This is a genomic window from Bartonella sp. SD1336NMGDW, assembly GCF_042193565.1.
Taxonomy (GTDB): domain Bacteria; phylum Pseudomonadota; class Alphaproteobacteria; order Rhizobiales; family Rhizobiaceae; genus Bartonella; species Bartonella grahamii.
In genome coordinates this window covers 71,823-90,755 of the sequence record NZ_JBHILW010000007.1, presented here as the reverse complement: position 1 = coordinate 90,755, position 18,933 = coordinate 71,823, and the positions used below count along the sequence as shown (strand labels likewise).

Sequence of the window (18,933 nt, the reverse complement as noted above, 5' to 3'; positions counted from 1 at the left end):
CATGAAAGCACCTCTGCATGACCAACGTGAAAGTATGGAGTTTGATATAGTCATTGTCGGAGCAGGACCTGCGGGACTTTCTGCCGCAATTCGTTTTAAACAAATTAATCCTGAGCTTTCTGTCACAATTGTTGAAAAAGGGACCGAAGTTGGCGCACATATTCTCTCGGGCGCAGTTGTTGACCCCATTGGTATCGATACACTCTTACCAGAATGGAGAAATGACAACGACCATCCCTTCACAACCCCCGTCACCCAAGACCAATTTTTTTTTCTAAAGCCTCAAAAAGCGACACTATTGCCCAATATTTTGCATCCCAGAATCTTATCAAATAACGGATGTTATATCGTTTCGCTTGGAAGCGTCTGCCGCTGGCTAAGCAAAAAAGCTGAAGCGTTGGGTGTTGAAATCTATCCTGGTTTTGCTGCAACAGAACCCATCATCCAAAAAGATAACGGAGCTATCATTGGTGTTCTCACCGGAGATATGGGGCTTAACAAAGATGGAACCCCTGGAAAAAATTATATGCCTGGTATGGCTTTATTGGCAAAATATACTCTGATTGCGGAAGGAGCACGCGGCTCAATTGCAAAACAACTGATAAAACATTTCAACCTTAGCAAAAATCGTGAACCACAAAATTTTGGTCTTGGCCTTAAAGAACTCTGGGAAATTGATCCCCATAAACACCAACGCGGTTTAGTGCAACATTTCACGGGTTGGCCTTTGGACAATAATACCGGTGGTGGTGGCTTTCTTTATCACCAAGAAAACAATATCATTTCTGCCGGTTTTGTTGTGCACTTAGATTACAAAAATCCTTATCTTTCTCCTTTTGAAGAATTTCAACGTTTTAAAACACATCCAAAACTCTATGAAATCTTCAAAGGTGCAAAACGTCTTTCCTATGGTGCACGTGTTATCAGCGAGGGAGGTTGGCAATCTGTACCAAAACTCACCTTTCCTGGTGGAGCACTTATTGGCTGCTCTGCTGGCTTTGTCAATGTTCCTCGTATCAAAGGCTCACACAATGCCATCTTATCTGGCATATTAGCTGCCGATAAAATCGCTGCTGCTCTCGCCCAAGGGCGTGCCCATGATGAGGTCAAAGAAATCGAAGAACAGTGGCGAAAAGGTCCCATTGGCAAAGATCTTTATAAAGTGCGAAATGCCAAACCGCTCTGGGCAAAATATGGGACAAAATATGGAATTAAACTTGCCGGTTTTGATATGTGGTGGCAACAACTGTTCGGATTTTCCTTATTTAAAACACTCCCCCACAAAAAGGAAGATTATGCATATCTTGAACCAGCAGAAAAATTTCAACCCATTGCTTACCCAAAACCAGATGGCGTTGTAACCTTTGATCGCCTTTCAAGTGTTGCCCTTTCCAATACGCACCATGAAGAAAATCAACCTTGCCATTTAAAAATAGCCTCATTAAAAAAACAAAAAGACTCCGAATATGCAATCTATGGAGGACCCTCTACACGCTATTGCCCCGCCGCTGTCTACGAGTGGCTAGAGTATAATGATCATCTGACTTATATGATCAACGCTTCAAATTGCATACATTGTAAAACATGCGATATCAAAGATCCGAACCAAAATATCACTTGGATCTGTCCGCAAGGCAATGACGGCCCCTTCTATCCCAATATGTAATGCCCCAATGTACAATCATTGTTCACTCTCCCAAAATTGAAATATACAAAACGCAATGAATAAAAATATTCTCCTCAGATCAGAAATCTATCAATCACCTTCCTGCATACGTTCTTTCACAATGTAAAAAGGACTCTATTCTTATATAAAATACTCTCCCCACCGTATGACTTTTTTCAATAGCAAAACATAACATATTTTTATCAAAAATTTTTATCTAGATGACAAAACAATAATGAATATATTCTTGAAAATTCTGCAATAAAGAAACAGCCGCGCTTCTCGAAAAGAAGGAAAATAAGTCCGCTCTACTTTGCTCCCTCTCCCACATGATCCAAAATGCTTTTAGCCCCTCATAAGAAACATCAATTGTTTTAACTAGCCAAGAACAAAAGCCATGACGATGCGTTTCAAGTTTATTTTTTCTCCTAAACTTTGCCAAGTAATGCTCACTAAAGAAAACCACAGACAAATGTAGAAAAAACGTTGCGAGATAACGAAATAAAGAGCATGCTTGTTCAAGCCCTTTCAATGGTTCTACTGATAATGACACGAAAAAAATCTTTAACCTTACATTAACCTTTTATTTTTTCATCAAGGATAATCGCCTTGCATCTAACCTTTACCAATATACTGCAATGAATGTGTACAAACACCGTAAGAATAAGCAGATGCCAAGCCATGGAGACTATCGCTATTAGCAAAACCATCTGATAAAAAACCAAAATAGCTTTCATAACCACTCTATGACGCGTTTTATAGGGTTGTTTTTCTTATAAAGCTTGTGCTTTCGCTGTTGCTTGTCAATCAACATCCAAATTTAACACAAGTGATATATTTAAAAGAAAGATTAAGGTTAATGAAAGCTCTGCGCGCCGTTCCAGCTTTTGTAGTTAGAGAAAAAATATTGCCTATTCTATTTGAGTAATCTCTGAAACGAAAATACAGCTTCATTTAGCAAGAATATAAAATCTGAAAGGAAAAAACCTGTTTTCCTCTTTACTATCATCTGTCCATTCAGTTTTAGAACTTTCAAAAGAATCACAATATCTTTTAAAAAGAAAAGACCACGGATTATCCCCGCTTTTTACGCATTATATTTATGGGCTTGTTTTTAAGAGATAGCTCTTAATCAATATGCAAAATGATAAACTCTCCGTTATAAATCAAATCTTTAAGATAAAAATTAGCCTTAAACATTTCTAAGGTACTCATTCATACTGTTAAAGCTGTAGAGAATATGAAAAAATCAAATATTTTGCTGATAAGGGCTTATATTTGATCAATAACAATACAGTTAGCTGTTTATGTTTCAAAACAGGCTGTTTATATTTTCTCAGAAAAATAGTTTGGATATCAAGAGAATATTTGAAAGATAGGCGTTATGGAAATAATCTAAAAATCTTAGTTTTAAAAGAGCACAGCCAAGCGTGAGATGGTGGCATAGGTAAAATTGTTTTTTGGTTCTCGAAGGAAAAACTTTATAGAAAATCATGGAGCTGATAGAATATTGGTGGAATTTTTTTTACTAAAAAAGATAACGCAGATCAAAATAGATAATAATGTTAGATTAAGACGTTAAAGATGAGATTATCTTATTAGAGAGTAATCGATTATTCGAGTAAGGTAAGCCTTTATAAGGATAAAAAATGTGCTGGTAAAAATGAGCCAAAATGACTTATGAGTATGGATAAAAATCTTGTGGTGAGGGAAATTTGATGAAAAGAAAAGAGCATGTGTGAAAAAGCATATTTTATAGGTGCGCATGCTTATTCTGCACCCGTTATAGAATCAGGGCTTTATCTTGTGGCAACGCCTATAGGAAATCTTGCAGATATTACGCTTCGTGCTTTGCAAGTGCTTGCAGGAATTGATATTTTAGCCTGTGAGGATACGCGGGTAACACGTGTTTTGTTGGAACGTTACGGTATTCAAAAAAAACCTTTTCTCTATCATGAATATAATGCGCAAAAAGCGGGTCCGAAGCTCTTAGCGGCTTTAGCAGAAAACAAAACAGTAGCGCTTGTGTCAGATGCGGGAACACCACTTATTTCTGATCCTGGATTTAGATTGGTGGAAGAAGCCCGTAAAGCTGGTCATAAAATTATTCCTATTCCTGGAGCATCTGCTCTTTTAGCCGCTCTTATACCGACAGGGCTTCCTACTGATAGCTTTTTTTTTGCAGGTTTTTTGAGTGCACGCAAGCTACAGCGCAGAAAACGGTTGGAACAATTAAAAGAGATTCCAGCAACTTTGATTTTTTATGAATCACCGCATCGTCTTGTTGAAACTTTACAGGATATGGTCACTCTTTTTTCGGCTGATCGACCTGCTGCCATTTGTCGTGAATTAACAAAGAAGTTTGAAACAGTAGATGTTTCCAATTTAGGGAATTTGTTGGAAAATTACAGAAAACAAGCACATATTCGTGGGGAGATTGTTGTGCTTGTTGGAGAATCATCCTCTTCTTTAAATGTGATAAGTGATCAAGAAATTGATGAAATGCTATTAGAACGCGCACGGACACATTCTGCTGCTCAAGCAGCAGCTTTGGTTGCAAAAGAGACCGGTTTTAAAAAGCAGGAACTTTTTCAGCGATTAATCTTTTTAAAAAATGCGTAAAATGATACAAAAAAAACGTAGACAAAAGTCTTTTTATCGAGGGATTCGTGCAGAAAAATTGGCCGCTTGGTGGCTACGTTGCAAAGGGTTTCACATTGCCGAAAGGCGTTTTAAAACAAAATGTGGGGAAATTGATTTAATTGCACGACGTGGAAATCTTGTGTTAATCGTTGAAGTTAAAGCACGTTCATCGTTGGCTGAAGCAATGGAAGCGGTTTCCCGAATGAATGAAAGGCGAATTGAAGCAGCTGCCGATATTTGGCTCGCACGGCAAAAAGATTATGCCCTTTTATCTGTACGCTTTGATTTAATTGCAGTTTTACCTTGGCGTTGGCCACAGCATATCCCTGCATTTTTTACATCTGATCAATAAAAGGCAGCCCCCGTTTTAACCATATTCAATAAAAAACATTTCGTTTTTATGTGCATGTGCGTTAAAAAGTGTGTAATAATTGAGCGCTATAAGGAGTGAAATATGGATGATTATGAAAAGTTTGCAACAGGTTTGCTCATTGTTTTTGGAGCGCTGATTATTGGTGGTTTAATGGCAATGCATATTGTGCTTATGAATAAACCAGGTTTTTTATTTGCATTAGCCGCAGCTGTTGTTGGTTGGTTTTCTGCTTTTGCCGTTCTCTTTGACAAGCCTAAAATCTATTTGGGCTTGATTATTTTTGCTATGTTATGTGTTGCTTCTTCAATTAGCGTTTATGTTAGTTAAAACACTTGAGATGTTGATTAAGATTCCTTTTAAATTGTAAAACTGAGAAATAGAAATGAGACTTGGCTTTTTAGGAACGGGTACAATCAGTGCTTCAATGGTGAATGGCTTAATGACAAGCACCTTTGATGTTTCTTCTATTGTTGTTTCACCTCGCAATGCACAAACAGCAGAGCGCCTTTCAAACACTTATAACAAAGTTATGATTGCTGAAAATAACCAAACATTGCTCGATGTTAGTGATTGTGTTTTTCTTTGCTTACCCAACCAAATTGCAGAAGACGTTTTGCGCTCTCTTCGTTTTCGTCCAGAACAGCTGGTTATTTCCGTACTTGCTATGGCAAAAGCAGCAGAAATAGAAGAGTGGATTAATCATAAAGTTTATCGTGCTGTTCCATTACCTTTTGTTGCAGAATGCAAAAATTTGACACCAATCTATCCCGATCATCCCTTCTTACGCACTTTATTTGACGCATTGGGGGGCACATTGGTGCTGGATAAGGAAGAGCAGTTTAATCTTTTTATGACAGCTGGTTCTCTGATGGGAGTATATTTTAATTTTATAGAAACAGCCCATCAGTGGTTTATAACACAAGGGTTAAAAAAACAGCAATCAGCAGAATTCCTTACCATGATGTTTGGAAATCTTACGGATGAAATGCGTAAAACTATAGCAACTGATCGTTCTGCACTTCTCGATTTTGCACTGCTTGAAAAAGAGTTTTCAACAAAGGGTGGAACAAATGAATTTTTGTCAAATTACTTTTCTCATCAAGGGGGAAGGAATGCTTTAACAACGGCTCTTGAGGCTACTTTGCAAAAAATGAATGCTTCTAAAAAGACTTGACCAACATTTTTTTATCATCTCAATAAGAAAGAGCTAAATGTTGAAGATTTATATCAAGAAAACTCATATCGAAAAATGCTTTTTACACCTGAAAAAGATATCATCTTATGAAGAGAATTGATTTTTAAAATATTTTTTACAACCTTTTACAATTTTTCTAAATTATTTTTATTTTCTGTCTTCTTCTTTTATCCTCAATACCAATATTTTTTCTACCTCATGGTTCTATCTCTTCTAATTTGGGTCCCCTTCAGGTTATCCAAACGCATGAATAATTTTTTGTTTATTTAACCTATATACTCTACTCACACATTAAAACTTCCCCTTACAAAGAAGCAACTATTTTTACGTCTTCCATGATTGTGTTTTAATAAACTTTCTCAAACAAATATCCATTTAAAAAAGTTGATTTTTTATTTGATCAACAATTTTACGATACAGTTTAGTATGCTCTTTACTAGGCTTAGCAACAAAAATAGGGGTCCCCTCATCTGAAAAAAATCGTAAAGCTGCATCAAGCGGTATTTCCGCTAAGAAAGGGACTTCTCGACGTTCCGCTTCTGCCCGTGCACCACCATAGCCAAAAATATCATAGCGTTTTCCCGTATCAGGAGCGATAAAATAACTCATATTCTCAATAATTCCTAAAATAGGAACATTGACTTTCATAAACATTTCTATTGCTTTACGCGCATCCACTAAAGCAAGATCTTGGGGCGTAGAGACAACCAACGCACCTGTTAACTGTACCTGTTGTGCAAGCGTTAGTTGTGCATCCCCTGTACCGGGCGGCATATCAACGACTAAAACGTCCAGAGGTCCCCATAAAACGTCTCGTAACAATTGCGTTACCGCTGCCATAACCATAGGACCACGCCATACTACCGGCTTTTCTTCCTCAACCAAAAATCCCATCGACATCAATTTAAGTCCGAATTTTTCAAGAGGTTGAATCTTTTTTTCTTCAATGAGCTGTGGTTTTTGATTAACAAGTCCTGTCAAACGCGGCAAAGATGGACCATAAATATCAGCATCCATCACCCCCGTCTTGAAACCAGAATCTTGTAAAGCTAAGGCGATATTTATTGCCATTGTCGATTTTCCGACCCCTCCTTTTCCAGAAGCAACAGCAATCACATGCCGCACACCTTCTATGGGCATTTTGATCGGTAAGAGATTTGCTCTCCGTCTAGGTGCTGCCTTTGTTGTTTTTTCTGCTGTAAGTGTGACAACAACAGATTCCACTCCCTCCAAAGCACATACCATCTTTTCAGCAGAACGACGCAATGATTCCCATTCTTGCACACCTCCATCAGGAACTGTAATGGAAAAAAAAACCTTACCATCAGCAATCAATATTTCTGAAAGAAGCCCCAACGACACAATATCGCTTTCAAGATCTGGTCCTTTGATTTTACGTAATACGTTGCGGACAGCCTCACTTGTAATAGAATCCAAGTTCTTTCCTCTCTATAAAAATACCAGCAAATACAAGCATAAGAACGAAAAATACTTACAGGTTCATCACCTGATAATTTTCTACTTTACTCAGAATTATAAAGTATAAATTACTTATATCTTATCTCTTTTCTCTTTTCTCTTTAAAAATATGAAACCATCCTTAAATAAAGAATCTCAAACATAAAATCTGCTATAAAATCCTATCAATCGTATTTTTCTACAACCAATTTAATGAATGTTCTGATAAAAATTTTGTAAAAACAAAAACTGAAAAAATTTTTTTAATATTAAAGGATACTTTAAATTGAGTATACAGTAATCAGTCACACTTTCTTTAATTCTTTAACGCCCTAGTCATTTATTTTCTGTAGACTCAATCGTTATTTCTGACACTCTTACAGTATCGTAAAAAAATATCACAGACGGTTGTAAGGTGTTTTGTATTCTTTCAAGAGCGAGAAAAACAATCTAAGATTGACTTTTTTTATATTTTTCCTTATGGGTTAACAGCCGTATGATAGGATAAAATCGTTCATCTCGCGCATAACTGCTCATAAAACGAAGATTAAGAAGGGCCGCACTCCGCGGTATTTAAATAAATGAAACGTACTTACCAACCCTCTAAACTTGTCCGTAAACGCCGCCATGGGTTTCGTGCACGCATGGCTACAGCTGGAGGACGTAAAGTTATTGCTGCAAGACGTGCTCGTGGACGTAAGCGGCTCTCTGCTTAACCATTTAAATTTTCACAACCGTTGAGGATTGCTCACCATTTCTTCGTTGTGAAACTTTTGTTATGAACCTCTAATGCCTGCTTGCAGGCATTTAGTGAAATTGCGAAATGTTCTTTTATGAAGAAAAAACATCCCTGCCGTATTCGCAAAAGAGCAGACTTTTTGGCTGTCCGTACAGGAGAAAAGCGGCGTGGTCCTTTATTTTTGCTCGAAGTTAAATCTCGTGAACAAACAACAGAAAGAAAAGATTCTCTTGTTGCACGTGTAGGCTTCACGGTTACCCGTAAAAACGGTAATGCTGTGAAACGCAATCGTATCAAAAGGCGCTTGCGTGAAGCCGTAAGAGTTGGTGTAACAAACCACATGGAAGCAGGAACAGACTATGTCATTGTAGCATATCGTGATGCGTTACATGCGCCTTTTACATCCTTAATTAGTGAATTAAATCGGCGAATAAAACCAAAAATAAAACATCAGCAACAACAACAAGGGTGTACGGATGGAATATAACCGCAATTTCTTTATCGCTATTGGCTTATCTTTCGTAGTGCTCATCGCATGGCAATTTCTTCATGTTGCTCCCAAACAAGCAAAGTTACAAAAACAACAAGTCATCACACAGCAATTGTCAAAAGAACAATCAACCCTTTCTACTACCACGACGAATTTTTCTGACGATACCTCAACGCATCAAGCAACATCTATCATCGAACAGCCAATGACACCTGAAATCCGGAAAGCTGTATTGGCCAAAACAAAGCGTATTGCGATCAAAACCAATGAACTGGAAGGCTCTATTAATCTTGTTGGTGCACAATTTGATGATCTTCACCTCAAAAAATATCGTTTAACAGTCGATAAAAAATCACCGGAAATCGATTTGCTGAATCCTAAGGGTTTCAAAACGACCTACCTTGCTGAATTTGGTTTTGCAAGTGCATCTTTACCAGCAAAAGCTTTGCCACAATCGGATACACAATGGCAAATAGAGGGAAACAATACAATCCTGACTCCTTCAACACCTATCACTTTAATTTATAATAATGGACAAGGACAGATCTTCCGGCGTATTCTTTCTGTTGATGATCATTTCATGTTTACCATTGAAGATTCTATCAGCAATGAAAGTGATCAACCAATATATCTCTCATCCTATGCCCGCGTTGCTCGTGCAGCACCACCAGAACATACAAATGCAACCTATTTACTTCATGAAGGTATGATAGGTATTGCAGGAGATTCGCTCAAAACTGAAAAATATAAAACCTTAGCAGAGCTTGATCCAAATCCTGATAATGGGCAAAAGAGCATGACTTTCTCCAAAGTAACAGGAGGTTGGATTGGTATTACCGATAAATATTGGGCTGTAGCAGTTATTCCCCCGCAAAATAAAGAATATACAAGCCGTTTTATTTATTTTGATCGTTTGCAAACGCATTATCAGTCTGACTTACTAGGATCGCTTTTAACGATTGCTCCAAATGAAACAAAAACTATTACAAATCGGCTTTTTGCTGGTGCAAAACAAGTTGAAATTATTAATAACTATCAAAATGACCTAAAAATCAAAAAGTTTGCTCTTTTAATTGATTGGGGCTGGTTTGATTTCATCACCAAACCAATGTTTTCTCTCATTGATGTCCTTTATAAACAAACAGGAAATTTTGGTATCGCCATCCTTCTTGTCACGGTGCTCTTAAAAACTCTTCTTTTTCCTCTAGCCAATAAATCTTATAAATCTATGGCACGCATGAAGCTTTTACAACCGCGGTTGCTAGAAATAAAAGAAAAATATCCCGATGATAGAACCAAGCAACAACAAGCAATAATAGAACTATATAAAACCGAAAAAATTAATCCCCTTGCTGGTTGTTGGCCAATGTTGGTTCAATTCCCAATATTCTTTGCTCTTTATAAAGTTCTCTATATCACCATTGAAATGCGCCATGCCCCTTTCTTTGGCTGGATTGAAGATTTAGCGGCACCCGATCCAACTTCTCTTTTTAACTTGTTTGGTCTCTTACCGTATACAACTCCAACATTCCTTATGATTGGTGCATGGCCTTTGATTATGGGAATAACGATGTTTTTACAAATGCGTATGAATCCCGCTCCTCAAGACCAAACGCAAGCGATGATATTCACATGGATGCCTGTTGTCTTTACTTTTATGCTCGCCTCTTTTCCTGTTGGTCTCGTTATCTATTGGGCATGGAACAATATATTATCAATCATTCAGCAAGGTATCATGATGAAGCGCCAAGGAGTTAAAATTGAGCTTTTCGATAATCTGAAAACCATGTGGAGAAAATCACCCAAAAAAGAAGTGCATGAATGACAAGAGATTCTTCCCTTTCTGGAATTTTTTCTCGCAATTGGATTTTTATTCGTGGTGTACCAGCAATACGCTTTCTCCCCCCTGAAGGACCACCAGAAATTGCATTTGCAGGACGTTCCAATGTTGGAAAATCATCTTTAATAAACGCACTCGTCCAACAAAAAAGCTTAGCACGCACCTCAAATACACCAGGACGGACTCAAGAGCTTAATTATTTTGTCCCCGATGGCTTCAGTGGACAGCTGGGAGATCTTCCCCCTCTAGCATTAGTAGATATGCCTGGTTATGGTTTCGCTGCTGCTCCTAAAAATCTGGTCGATGCGTGGACAAATTTGATTTTTAGCTATTTACGGGGGCGCACAACATTAAAACGTGTATATATCTTAATTGATTCACGACACGGAATCAAAAACAATGATGAAGATGTTCTTGCTCTCCTTGATAAAGCAGCCGTTTCTTATCAAATTGTTTTGACAAAAAGCGATAAAATCAAATCAAATGCCTTGGAAAAATTAATTATGAGCACACAAACAAAGCTTCTCAAACGTCCGGCAGCTTATCCTGAGCTTCTTGTAACCTCTTCAGAAAAAGCTCTCGGTTTAGAAGAATTACGTGCTGCCATTTTGCAAACCATCGCATAAAAGAACAATTGCTATTATTAACAATTTATTAATTATAATTACTAGCAGCTGCTAATGATCTTGTACTTCTAGTCAAGCATCTTTATAAAAATGATTACTTGAAAGAATTCTCATCAACTCTATTTGATAGTGTAAATTATGCTGACACTTTTTCACTCTCCCCTATCCGCTGCCTCGCGCTTCATACGCCTCATTCTTGGGGAATATGGTGTAACCACTCAACTGATTGAAGAATATGAATGGGCAAGAAGACACGAATTTCTAGCCCTCAATCCCGCTGGTCATGTTCCTGTTTTTCTCGATGAACACGAGGTTCCATTATCAGGTCCTCTTGTTATCTGCGAATATTTAGACGAAACACATGGAAGTTTACGACAAGACAATAAGCTCTTTCCGGAAAATCCTTTAGATCGTGCGGAAGTACGCCGTCTCAATGACTGGTTCTTAAATAAATTCGAAAATGAAGCAACGCGCCATATCGTACGAGAACGAATCCATAAACGTGAAATGCCACTTGCCATTGGTGGTGGTGCTCCTAATTCACAAATTTTACGCAATGCACGTGCCAATATTTTACCACATATGAACTATCTCAACTGGCTCTGTGCCTCTCGCGATAGCTTAGTCGGTTCTGCCTTGTCCTATGCAGACCTAGCAGCAGCAGCCTCTATTTCTGTACTTGACTTTCTAGGGGAAATTGACTGGGAACAATCTCCTGCTGCCAAAGACTGGTATATGAGAATTAAATCACGCCCTTCTTTTCGTTCTCTTTTAACAGATCGCGTCCGCGGAATTGTTGCAAGTGCTCACTATGCAGATCTTGATTTCTAGCCTTCTTCCACAAAAAAAGTAAAAACGATATTTTATCTAAAGGATATTTATAGGCTTATGAATTTTTATGCATGCGTATAAACAATACGGTAATACATTGATTTAGAATCATATTAAACAGAGAATAAGCCCCCCATAATATTTTCTTATTTCATCCCCCCTTATAATGCATGAAAAAAATCACTTTCTTGACGTATCACAAAAAAGATTAGCATAGGAATAAAAATTATTTAAGAAAAGACTTTAAAGAATCTCTTTAAATATAAGAGCTGTAGCATCACTGGAAGCTAGGCAAATAAAATAACAATACTTAACACATGTTATCCTCCATTCTCCTCAATATATGAAAAAACGCACTACATAACATATATACTATTTTCTCTATAACAAACAAAGCCTCATCATGCGTTTTTACAACATAACAATTTTTTCAACTGACTTTCCTAAAAGATAAAGAATCCGACCAATTCTCATGTATAAACAATTCAACTTCTTGTTGGTCCCTTATTTCTACCCCCTTTTACGTGATTTTATTAATGGATAACATATTGATATAAAATGATTAAATAATCGTTTTTTTAACTTGAATCATCAATTCCAAATACCTTTTTCTCATTACCTTCATCAAATTTGAAACAATCAATATCGCTTGCTTAAGCATCACACATGGAATTGGTGTGTGAAAAAATATTAAAGAAAAGCATAAATTGACAACATAGGTGTATTTGTTTGGGAGATCTTGTTTTGCATAAAGAACGCCCCCCTTAAAGAACGAAAGAAACAAAAACGTGAAGTAATACACAATCTTCATTAGGTTTCATAAGCAAACCTTATTTAGGAATATTCATGACACACTCTAACGAAAAACATCTCTAATTTAAATTTGTAAATCTTATATCACTTGCTCTAAACAACAGTGTTTTACAGCACAAGAAGATAAATTAAAGCAGGAAAAATTTTTTCCTATAAAGAAAAAGAACCATTGGAAAGAAGGCAAGAATTTGCCTATACTGCACAGTGAAGTATTATAAGGAGATAAGAATGCGCCTTACAGTTGTTGGTGCAAATGGGAGAATGGGACGTGAACTCATTACAGCAATCCAACAGAGGAAAGATGTAGAGCTTTGTGCTGTTCTTGTACGCAAAGGCTCACCGTTTGTAGGAAAAGATGCCAGTGCCTTAATTGGTTCAGATTCTCTTGGGATTGGCATTACTGACGATCCTGAAAATGCCTTTTCTAACACAGAAGGTATTTTAGATTTTTCTCAACCAGAAGCCAGTATTCTTTATGCTAACTACGCTGCTCAAAAAAGCCTTGTCCATATTATTGGCACCACAGGATTTAGCAAAACAGAAGAAGAAAAAATTGCAGATTTTGCGAAATATACAACAATTGTCAAATCCGGAAATATGAGCCTTGGAATAAATCTTTTGGCCAACCTTGTAAAGAAAGCCGCTAAAGCATTAGAAGCCAATGATTTTGATATCGAAGTTTATGAAATGCATCACGCGAACAAAGTTGACGCCCCTTCTGGAACAGCCCTTCTTCTTGGCCAAGCAGCAGCTGAAGGGCGCAATGTTACGCTTAAAAATGTGCGTGTCAACGAACGCAATGGTTATATAGGTAAACGCGAAAAAGGCTCCATTGGCTTTTCTTGTTCACGTGGTGGAACAGTTGTTGGAGAACACAGTGTCATTTTTGCCGGTTCCCATGAGCGCATTGTTCTTTCACATACAGCGCAAGAACGCTCTATCTTTGCCAATGGCGCATTAAAAGCAGCTTTGTGGGCAAAAAATCATGAAAACGGTCTTTATTCAATGCTCGATGTTTTGGGATTGAACGATGAATTTTAAACAATCAATAGAATAGAGGCAATTCATAATGGAACGCATACTTGTACTAATTCGTCATGGACAAAGTGAATGGAATCTCAAAAACCTTTTTACCGGTTGGAAAGATCCCGATTTAACAGAAAAAGGTCATGCAGAAGCGATAGAAGCAGGAAAAAAACTGAAAGAATATGGTTTGAAGTTTGATATCGCTTATACATCTGCCTTACAGCGTGCTCAAAAAACGGCTCAGCACATTTTAGAGCAAATGGGACAATCAGATTTAGAAGTGATAAAAAATCCCGCATTAAATGAACGTAATTATGGTGATCTTTCTGGTTTAAATAAAGATGAAGTACGCCAACAATGGGGACAAGAGCAAGTGCAAATGTGGCGCCGCTCTTATACGATTGCGCCCCCGAATGGAGAAAGCCTACGCGACACCGGTGCGCGCATCTGGCCTTATTATCTTTACCACATCCAGCCTCATATTTTGCGCTCCCAAACTGTTTTGATCGCAGCGCATGGAAACTCTCTTCGTGCTCTTATTATGGCGCTTGAAGGCCTCTCCGGTGAGGAAATTATATCTCAAGAATTAGCAACCGGCATTCCTATTATTTATACATTTAGTCCGGATTCAACAATTTTATCGAAGACAGTCCTCGCACCTTAAACTTCTAAAATCATGATCTCCCAAAAAATCAATTCAATCGTTTTAAGCTAAAAAAATAAATTCTATAATTTCATTGACAGAATTGCTTCATACGCTTAGATCAATTTTATGAGCCCAGATGGCGGAATTGGTAGACGCGCAGGTTTCAGGTACCTGTGCCGCAAGGCGTGGAGGTTCGAGTCCTCTTTTGGGCACCATTTTATTTATTAAACATATTGAAATATATAGATTTTTTCTTTAAATAGCCATTTTCAGACCAGCTTTTAGACCACCTTATACGGTTTATACAACTTTACCTAATTTACTCCTATTTTCTCCTTATTTTTCTTTGGAGTGACGGTTAAGATCTCTTTCTTTCTCCACCTCACTGCTCTACCTAGCTTATATAGTTCTGGAAATACCCCTTTGAAATACCCAATTACAAATTGTGGTTGTGGATACACTAAAAAGCTTTGCACATTCACGGGTTGTTACATATCTATCTCCATCATCAAGTATCATCTCATTGCCTTTCTCTTTTTTATATTAATTAAATGGGCGGGGGTGTTGGGGGAAGCACCCCCATAGGTTTAAGCGGCTTTTGTCAAAATCTTGTGCATCTCTTGTTCTATTTCCGCTAAGAAGGTTTCAACAGTTTTATTAATCTCTTCAATGTGTTTCTCATCATGGAGGATGCGTTTGATTTTCATTCTCAAACCAGTAGATTTACCTACAAAGTTTGGATTATAGTCCATGAAATCACACCATTTGCGTCCGGTGCATGCCATTTGGAATTGCATCTGTACGTGATATTCTGGCTTGATTTCGTCATATACAAAAAAACGAAGATGAGTCGTTGATTGTGAACATTTGACTTCAATTAAACCGTCCTCTCCAATGAACCCATCAGGACTTGCATCAACTATTTCTATTGTAGGATGTTGGATGAATCCACATTCTATTATATCGACATTATAAATGAATGCATATTCTTTCAAGGTATCATCCTCATGTTCAATGCCCCATTGCATAGCAGGTGTTGTATGAGATTGGCTTATTTCTCCTGTTAAGCGCTCTTATTATGAGTTTCATTTTGTAATCTTCACATTTGCTTTTCAGAAAACATTTTGCTGCCTTACTGAGTACGCTGTAGACATTAGATGCGGTGACTTTACCCAAGCGTGCTTGAAACTATTCTGCTGTTCGTTGCTCCATCTCACACCGCCGTTTGTTGCTCTTGTTGTGCTTTATTCATTTGCGAGAGCATTGCTTTTTTTCAAAGAAAACAAAGCGGTTTGTGCTTGTTTATAAGACATATCTGTGAAGTTTTTTACTCCTATGAAAGAGAGAAGCTTACTTTCATCCGATCTTGTCTGTTCTATTAATTCTCTGATCTCATTCATTTGTTCAAGAGAGACACCTGAAAGAAGCATTGTTCCATCGTGCGTAGGTGAGAGTAGAACCAACCGCTTGGATGTTATTTTTGCTCCCTGTAGCATCAAAAGGAAATATTCCTTTTATTGAGTGTCAATCAAAAACATCTAAACACAAGGAGTTATTTATGAACAATCTTATAGAAATTAGAGAACAGGTTATTAATCCGGAAGCTGTTCAAACAGTAAACGCACGCGAGTTGCACACATTTTTTGGAATAGGAAAACGTTTTTCTAATTGGATTACAGATCGTATTAATCAGTATAAATTTGAAGAAGGAAAAGATTTCATAAAAACACAAGATTTGCGGTTCCCAAAATTGGGAAGCGTAAAATCTAGGGCTGTTACAGCAATTAATTATCACCTTAGATTAGATATAGCAAAAGAGTTCTCAATGGTTAAACGCAATAAGAAAGGACGTCAAACATGTCGCTATTTTATTGAATGCGAAAAAAGTTGAAAAGCCAATCTGTTGATTATGAATTATTTTCTTATGAGTGTTTAAAAAAACCTGCCGGTGTTGAAGAGATCTTAGGATTGATGATAAAACGTTTGTTAGATGCAAATGGACTCGAAAAAGAACTTGAACATTATAAAGCTCTCATTAAAGAAGTAAAACAGGTCTTAAAAAGATCTTTCATGAAAGCTGCATAAGTAAAAAACAGAAATCCCCTCCTCTTTCTTAAAAATGAGGAGGTGGTTGGTTTAGATACCACTTGCTTTTTTAAAACTTCCCCATACGCACGCGCCAATCTCTCCCCGGTTTCTTACAAAGAGGCAATAACGTTTTGGTAAAGAAATAAAGTAACCGCCTATTTGGGAGATTCAACTGGTAGACGCCCATATTTGCGGCGTTCTTGTGCTACATATAAAAAAAGAAGCACGTAAAACTTCTTTAGCTGGCTTTAGGCCTACAAGTTCTTCATCTGTTAGTGGTGGGGAATCCACAGCGTCCCAATCTTCTTTTGTGTAGCCACATCCTGTTCCAAAGGTTTTTTTAGTCATTGAAAACCTCTCTTTCTTATTCTCTTGAGGAAAATTGATAATGGACACCGCTTCATTGCCAAGCTTTGCAAAAACAACAACTACGATGCCATCAGAAAAATGTCCAATAGCCCTCATGCGATTTGAATTTGTGCATCAATAAGAGCATGTTCCCAGTCAAAGTAAATAACATCAGCAAAATCAAGCTTATGTTTATCAATGTTTAAAGCTCTTTATTGGTCCATCCTACACTATCTTCATATACTTTTATGTACACGAAAAATATCACACCATCAATAAAATTAAAGTGTACAATAATTCAGACAAATCATTCAAAATAGAGAAACTATGAATAAAAAAAACGGCATAGCATATCGGTTCGTGCGTTTGTGAAAAAGATGCGTGTCTCTCCTAATACGGTTTTTCACGATTTAAAACAGGAAAATTTGATGAGGCTCTTTTTGAAGATGGTTCTATCAATGAAGCTCTTGCAATCGCCATATGGAATGAGAATCCAACAAAGCGCCCTGCTTCACTTTTAGCGCCTGATGGACAACCACAGACAAAGATAAAACAAGCCTCCACAGATGGAGCCAATGAATACAAAATAGACACTGGAGCAGATGCAAGTTCCGCTTGAAAGCGAAAAAATTGCACTTGAACGACTACGCGAAACAACCGTCGACCGTGAAGAAGTAAAGAGAGCAGCCCGTGAGTTTGGAAGAGCGCACCGTAATGCCATGTTGAATTTTCTTCATCTTCTAATTGTTTAGATAGAAAAACTATCTTTAAGTTTACTTTTTTAACGCTATAACGATATTATCATGTGATAACCGCAATAATACAAAAAACGAATCATTCCTTCTTTGCAAATAAATATTTTAACTATACCTTGTGAACCAAAGAATTTTTATTCTTAACAATTAAGAATTTAAATAATTCTTTCTTATCTCCTCATCATCACTCAAAATCAAAGACCCTTTCTTCACTATAAAATAGCATTTACAATGCATACCATTTAAAAAATAAAGGCCCTATCAAAGAGATAGAACCTTTTAAATTTAAGCTCCTTTATCCTACAAAACTAGAATTTGTAAGCTATTCCTGCGCGAAAATCATTCGTCTTATACTTAACTTCAATCTCGTCTTTAAATTTCTTTTTACCAAAATCTGAATAACGATACTCCGCACGCACAACAAGATGATCTGTCATTGCAAAATCAACACCACCACCGAGAGTATAACCAATCATTGTTTTTGTTACATCTGATGTCCTATTAAAAGGCTCATCTCCCGTAATTATTGTCGACAAAATATCTTGAAACTGTCCATAAGCGACACCACCAGCAATATAAGGCATCACACGCCCCGCAGAAAACCCAACACGCACCCGTGTAGCACCTGTCCATTTTTGTTTTAACGTATGATTAAAAGTTAAACTGTTTTTCTCTTCTTTACCCTCTGCAAGAGAGCGAGAAAAGCCTCTACCCTGGCCCTTGACAAGTTTTGCCCTTTTTCGACTTTTTTCTTCAGTGCCCGCTCCTTCAGTGCCCGCTCCTTCAGTGCCCGCTCCTTCAGTACCCGCTCCTTCAGTGCCCGCTCCTTCAGTGCCCGTTCCACCAGCACTCGATTCATCAGCATGAAATCTTGTTTTTGTATCCTTTTTTTCCGTTAAAAGCATATCCGTATCAATCCCCACAATAAAATTATTACCGAGATCAAAATTAACACCTGCATAAAAACCACCTATAAATCCAGAAAGCTCAGGCATATACTGTTTCTCGACAGGTATCCATGGTTTACTTTTACTCTCCTCATCAGGATAGAGAGGAATATCAACATCACGCGTCATTGCAGAAGTCTTACCTGAAAAGCCACCCACTTGCCCCCCGAAATAAATACCTGCCCAAGAAAAAGGTGAAGAAGCAACAACTTCTGAGGCAACGTGTACTGGCTCCTCATGAGCCACCACATCTGCAGCCTGTACTATAGAAGATGAAATCAAAGAAAAAAAAGATGCTGTTATAAATTTTGTATTCATAAAATTATACCCCATTGCTAAATTTAAATATAATCAAAAATCACATTTAGAAAAACAAAGTTTTATAAAATCTTATGCCGAAAAATCGCATGTACTCCTTTATAGTTACATTTAAATCTATCACTAGATTA

Annotated in this window: 15 protein-coding genes, 1 tRNA gene and 6 pseudogenes; 15 read left to right on the top strand and 7 right to left on the bottom strand. The window is 37.4% G+C overall.

Going from position 1 to position 18,933, the window contains the following annotated elements:
- Window position 1: 1 nt before the first annotated feature.
- The 5 genes from ACFIKH_RS05675 to ACFIKH_RS05655 all read left to right on the top strand — a co-directional run bounded on the left by ACFIKH_RS05675 (window position 2) and on the right by ACFIKH_RS05655 (window position 5,856).
- Window positions 2–1,666, top strand: coding sequence for a 4Fe-4S dicluster domain-containing protein (locus tag ACFIKH_RS05675; protein WP_375671157.1), 1,665 nt, complete (start codon window positions 2–4; stop codon window positions 1,664–1,666).
- Between the two features lie 1,734 nt (window positions 1,667–3,400).
- Window positions 3,401–4,288, top strand: coding sequence for a 16S rRNA (cytidine(1402)-2'-O)-methyltransferase (gene rsmI, locus ACFIKH_RS05670; RefSeq protein ID WP_375648616.1), 888 nt, complete (start codon window positions 3,401–3,403; stop codon window positions 4,286–4,288).
- Window positions 4,289–4,292: 4 nt separating this feature from the next.
- Complete coding sequence (locus tag ACFIKH_RS05665; protein ID WP_375627263.1) at window positions 4,293–4,661, top strand: YraN family protein; 369 nt, start codon at window positions 4,293–4,295, stop codon at window positions 4,659–4,661.
- 102 nt (window positions 4,662–4,763) lie between these two features.
- Entirely contained in the window at window positions 4,764–5,009 is a 246-nt protein-coding gene (locus tag ACFIKH_RS05660; RefSeq protein ID WP_330168884.1) for a hypothetical protein, read from the top strand.
- Between the two features lie 55 nt (window positions 5,010–5,064).
- On the top strand, window positions 5,065–5,856 hold the full coding sequence (locus ACFIKH_RS05655) for a pyrroline-5-carboxylate reductase (RefSeq protein ID WP_375627239.1): 792 nt from the start codon (window positions 5,065–5,067) through the stop codon (window positions 5,854–5,856).
- 396 nt (window positions 5,857–6,252) lie between these two features.
- Here the strand turns inward: ACFIKH_RS05655 and ACFIKH_RS05650 are convergent, their stop codons facing one another.
- Complete coding sequence (locus tag ACFIKH_RS05650; RefSeq protein WP_375626510.1) at window positions 6,253–7,314, bottom strand: Mrp/NBP35 family ATP-binding protein; 1,062 nt, start codon at window positions 7,312–7,314, stop codon at window positions 6,253–6,255.
- 602 nt (window positions 7,315–7,916) lie between these two features.
- Here ACFIKH_RS05650 and rpmH point away from each other — a divergent pair.
- The 8 genes from rpmH to ACFIKH_RS05610 all read left to right on the top strand — a co-directional run bounded on the left by rpmH (window position 7,917) and on the right by ACFIKH_RS05610 (window position 14,561).
- Entirely contained in the window at window positions 7,917–8,051 is a 135-nt protein-coding gene (gene rpmH / locus ACFIKH_RS05645; RefSeq protein ID WP_005864709.1) for a 50S ribosomal protein L34, read from the top strand.
- A 117-nt stretch (window positions 8,052–8,168) separates the two neighbouring features.
- Window positions 8,169–8,561 carry a ribonuclease P protein component gene (rnpA, locus tag ACFIKH_RS05640; RefSeq protein WP_015856278.1) on the top strand — a complete coding sequence of 131 codons (393 nt, stop codon included), beginning with the start codon at window positions 8,169–8,171 and terminating at the stop codon, window positions 8,559–8,561.
- The gene (yidC, locus tag ACFIKH_RS05635; protein ID WP_375671154.1) at window positions 8,551–10,389 is read left to right on the top strand and encodes a membrane protein insertase YidC; all 1,839 of its coding nucleotides are present in this window, start codon (window positions 8,551–8,553) and stop codon (window positions 10,387–10,389) included. The genes rnpA and yidC overlap by 11 nt, the downstream gene beginning before the upstream one ends.
- The gene (gene yihA / locus ACFIKH_RS05630) at window positions 10,386–11,030 is read left to right on the top strand and encodes a ribosome biogenesis GTP-binding protein YihA/YsxC (protein WP_273788101.1); all 645 of its coding nucleotides are present in this window, start codon (window positions 10,386–10,388) and stop codon (window positions 11,028–11,030) included. The genes yidC and yihA overlap by 4 nt, the downstream gene beginning before the upstream one ends.
- Window positions 11,031–11,168: 138 nt before the next feature.
- A complete protein-coding gene (locus ACFIKH_RS05625; RefSeq protein WP_208439566.1) occupies window positions 11,169–11,861 on the top strand; it encodes a glutathione S-transferase family protein in 693 nt (230 codons plus the stop codon).
- 1,041 nt (window positions 11,862–12,902) lie between these two features.
- The gene (gene dapB, locus ACFIKH_RS05620) at window positions 12,903–13,715 is read left to right on the top strand and encodes a 4-hydroxy-tetrahydrodipicolinate reductase (protein WP_375626501.1); all 813 of its coding nucleotides are present in this window, start codon (window positions 12,903–12,905) and stop codon (window positions 13,713–13,715) included.
- A gap of 28 nt (window positions 13,716–13,743) precedes the next feature.
- Window positions 13,744–14,364 carry a 2,3-bisphosphoglycerate-dependent phosphoglycerate mutase gene (locus tag ACFIKH_RS05615; RefSeq protein ID WP_375627231.1) on the top strand — a complete coding sequence of 207 codons (621 nt, stop codon included), beginning with the start codon at window positions 13,744–13,746 and terminating at the stop codon, window positions 14,362–14,364.
- Window positions 14,365–14,476: 112 nt separating this feature from the next.
- Window positions 14,477–14,561 (top strand) — tRNA-Leu (locus ACFIKH_RS05610).
- A gap of 99 nt (window positions 14,562–14,660) precedes the next feature.
- Here the strand turns inward: ACFIKH_RS05610 and ACFIKH_RS05605 are convergent.
- The 3 genes and pseudogenes from ACFIKH_RS05605 to ACFIKH_RS05595 form a co-directional block, all read right to left on the bottom strand.
- Window positions 14,661–14,865: pseudogene (locus ACFIKH_RS05605) on the bottom strand (helix-turn-helix transcriptional regulator).
- A gap of 68 nt (window positions 14,866–14,933) precedes the next feature.
- Window positions 14,934–15,522: pseudogene (locus tag ACFIKH_RS05600) on the bottom strand (lambda exonuclease family protein).
- A 68-nt stretch (window positions 15,523–15,590) separates the two neighbouring features.
- Complete coding sequence (locus ACFIKH_RS05595; RefSeq protein ID WP_375626205.1) at window positions 15,591–15,845, bottom strand: hypothetical protein; 255 nt, start codon at window positions 15,843–15,845, stop codon at window positions 15,591–15,593.
- Window positions 15,846–15,904: 59 nt separating this feature from the next.
- Between ACFIKH_RS05595 and ACFIKH_RS05590 the strand changes: the two are divergent.
- A pseudogene (locus ACFIKH_RS05590) lies at window positions 15,905–16,431 on the top strand (antA/AntB antirepressor family protein).
- A 51-nt stretch (window positions 16,432–16,482) separates the two neighbouring features.
- Here ACFIKH_RS05590 and ACFIKH_RS05585 read toward each other — a convergent pair.
- Window positions 16,483–16,782 (bottom strand): annotated as a pseudogene (locus ACFIKH_RS05585) (BrnA antitoxin family protein).
- A gap of 6 nt (window positions 16,783–16,788) precedes the next feature.
- Window positions 16,789–16,982: pseudogene (locus tag ACFIKH_RS05580) on the bottom strand (hypothetical protein); the annotation flags it as partial.
- 177 nt (window positions 16,983–17,159) lie between these two features.
- Here ACFIKH_RS05580 and ACFIKH_RS05575 point away from each other — a divergent pair.
- Window positions 17,160–17,519: pseudogene (locus ACFIKH_RS05575) on the top strand (hypothetical protein); the annotation flags it as partial.
- A gap of 326 nt (window positions 17,520–17,845) precedes the next feature.
- Here ACFIKH_RS05575 and ACFIKH_RS05570 read toward each other — a convergent pair.
- Complete coding sequence (locus tag ACFIKH_RS05570) at window positions 17,846–18,802, bottom strand: outer membrane protein (RefSeq protein ID WP_375671152.1); 957 nt, start codon at window positions 18,800–18,802, stop codon at window positions 17,846–17,848.
- Window positions 18,803–18,933 lie beyond the last annotated feature (131 nt).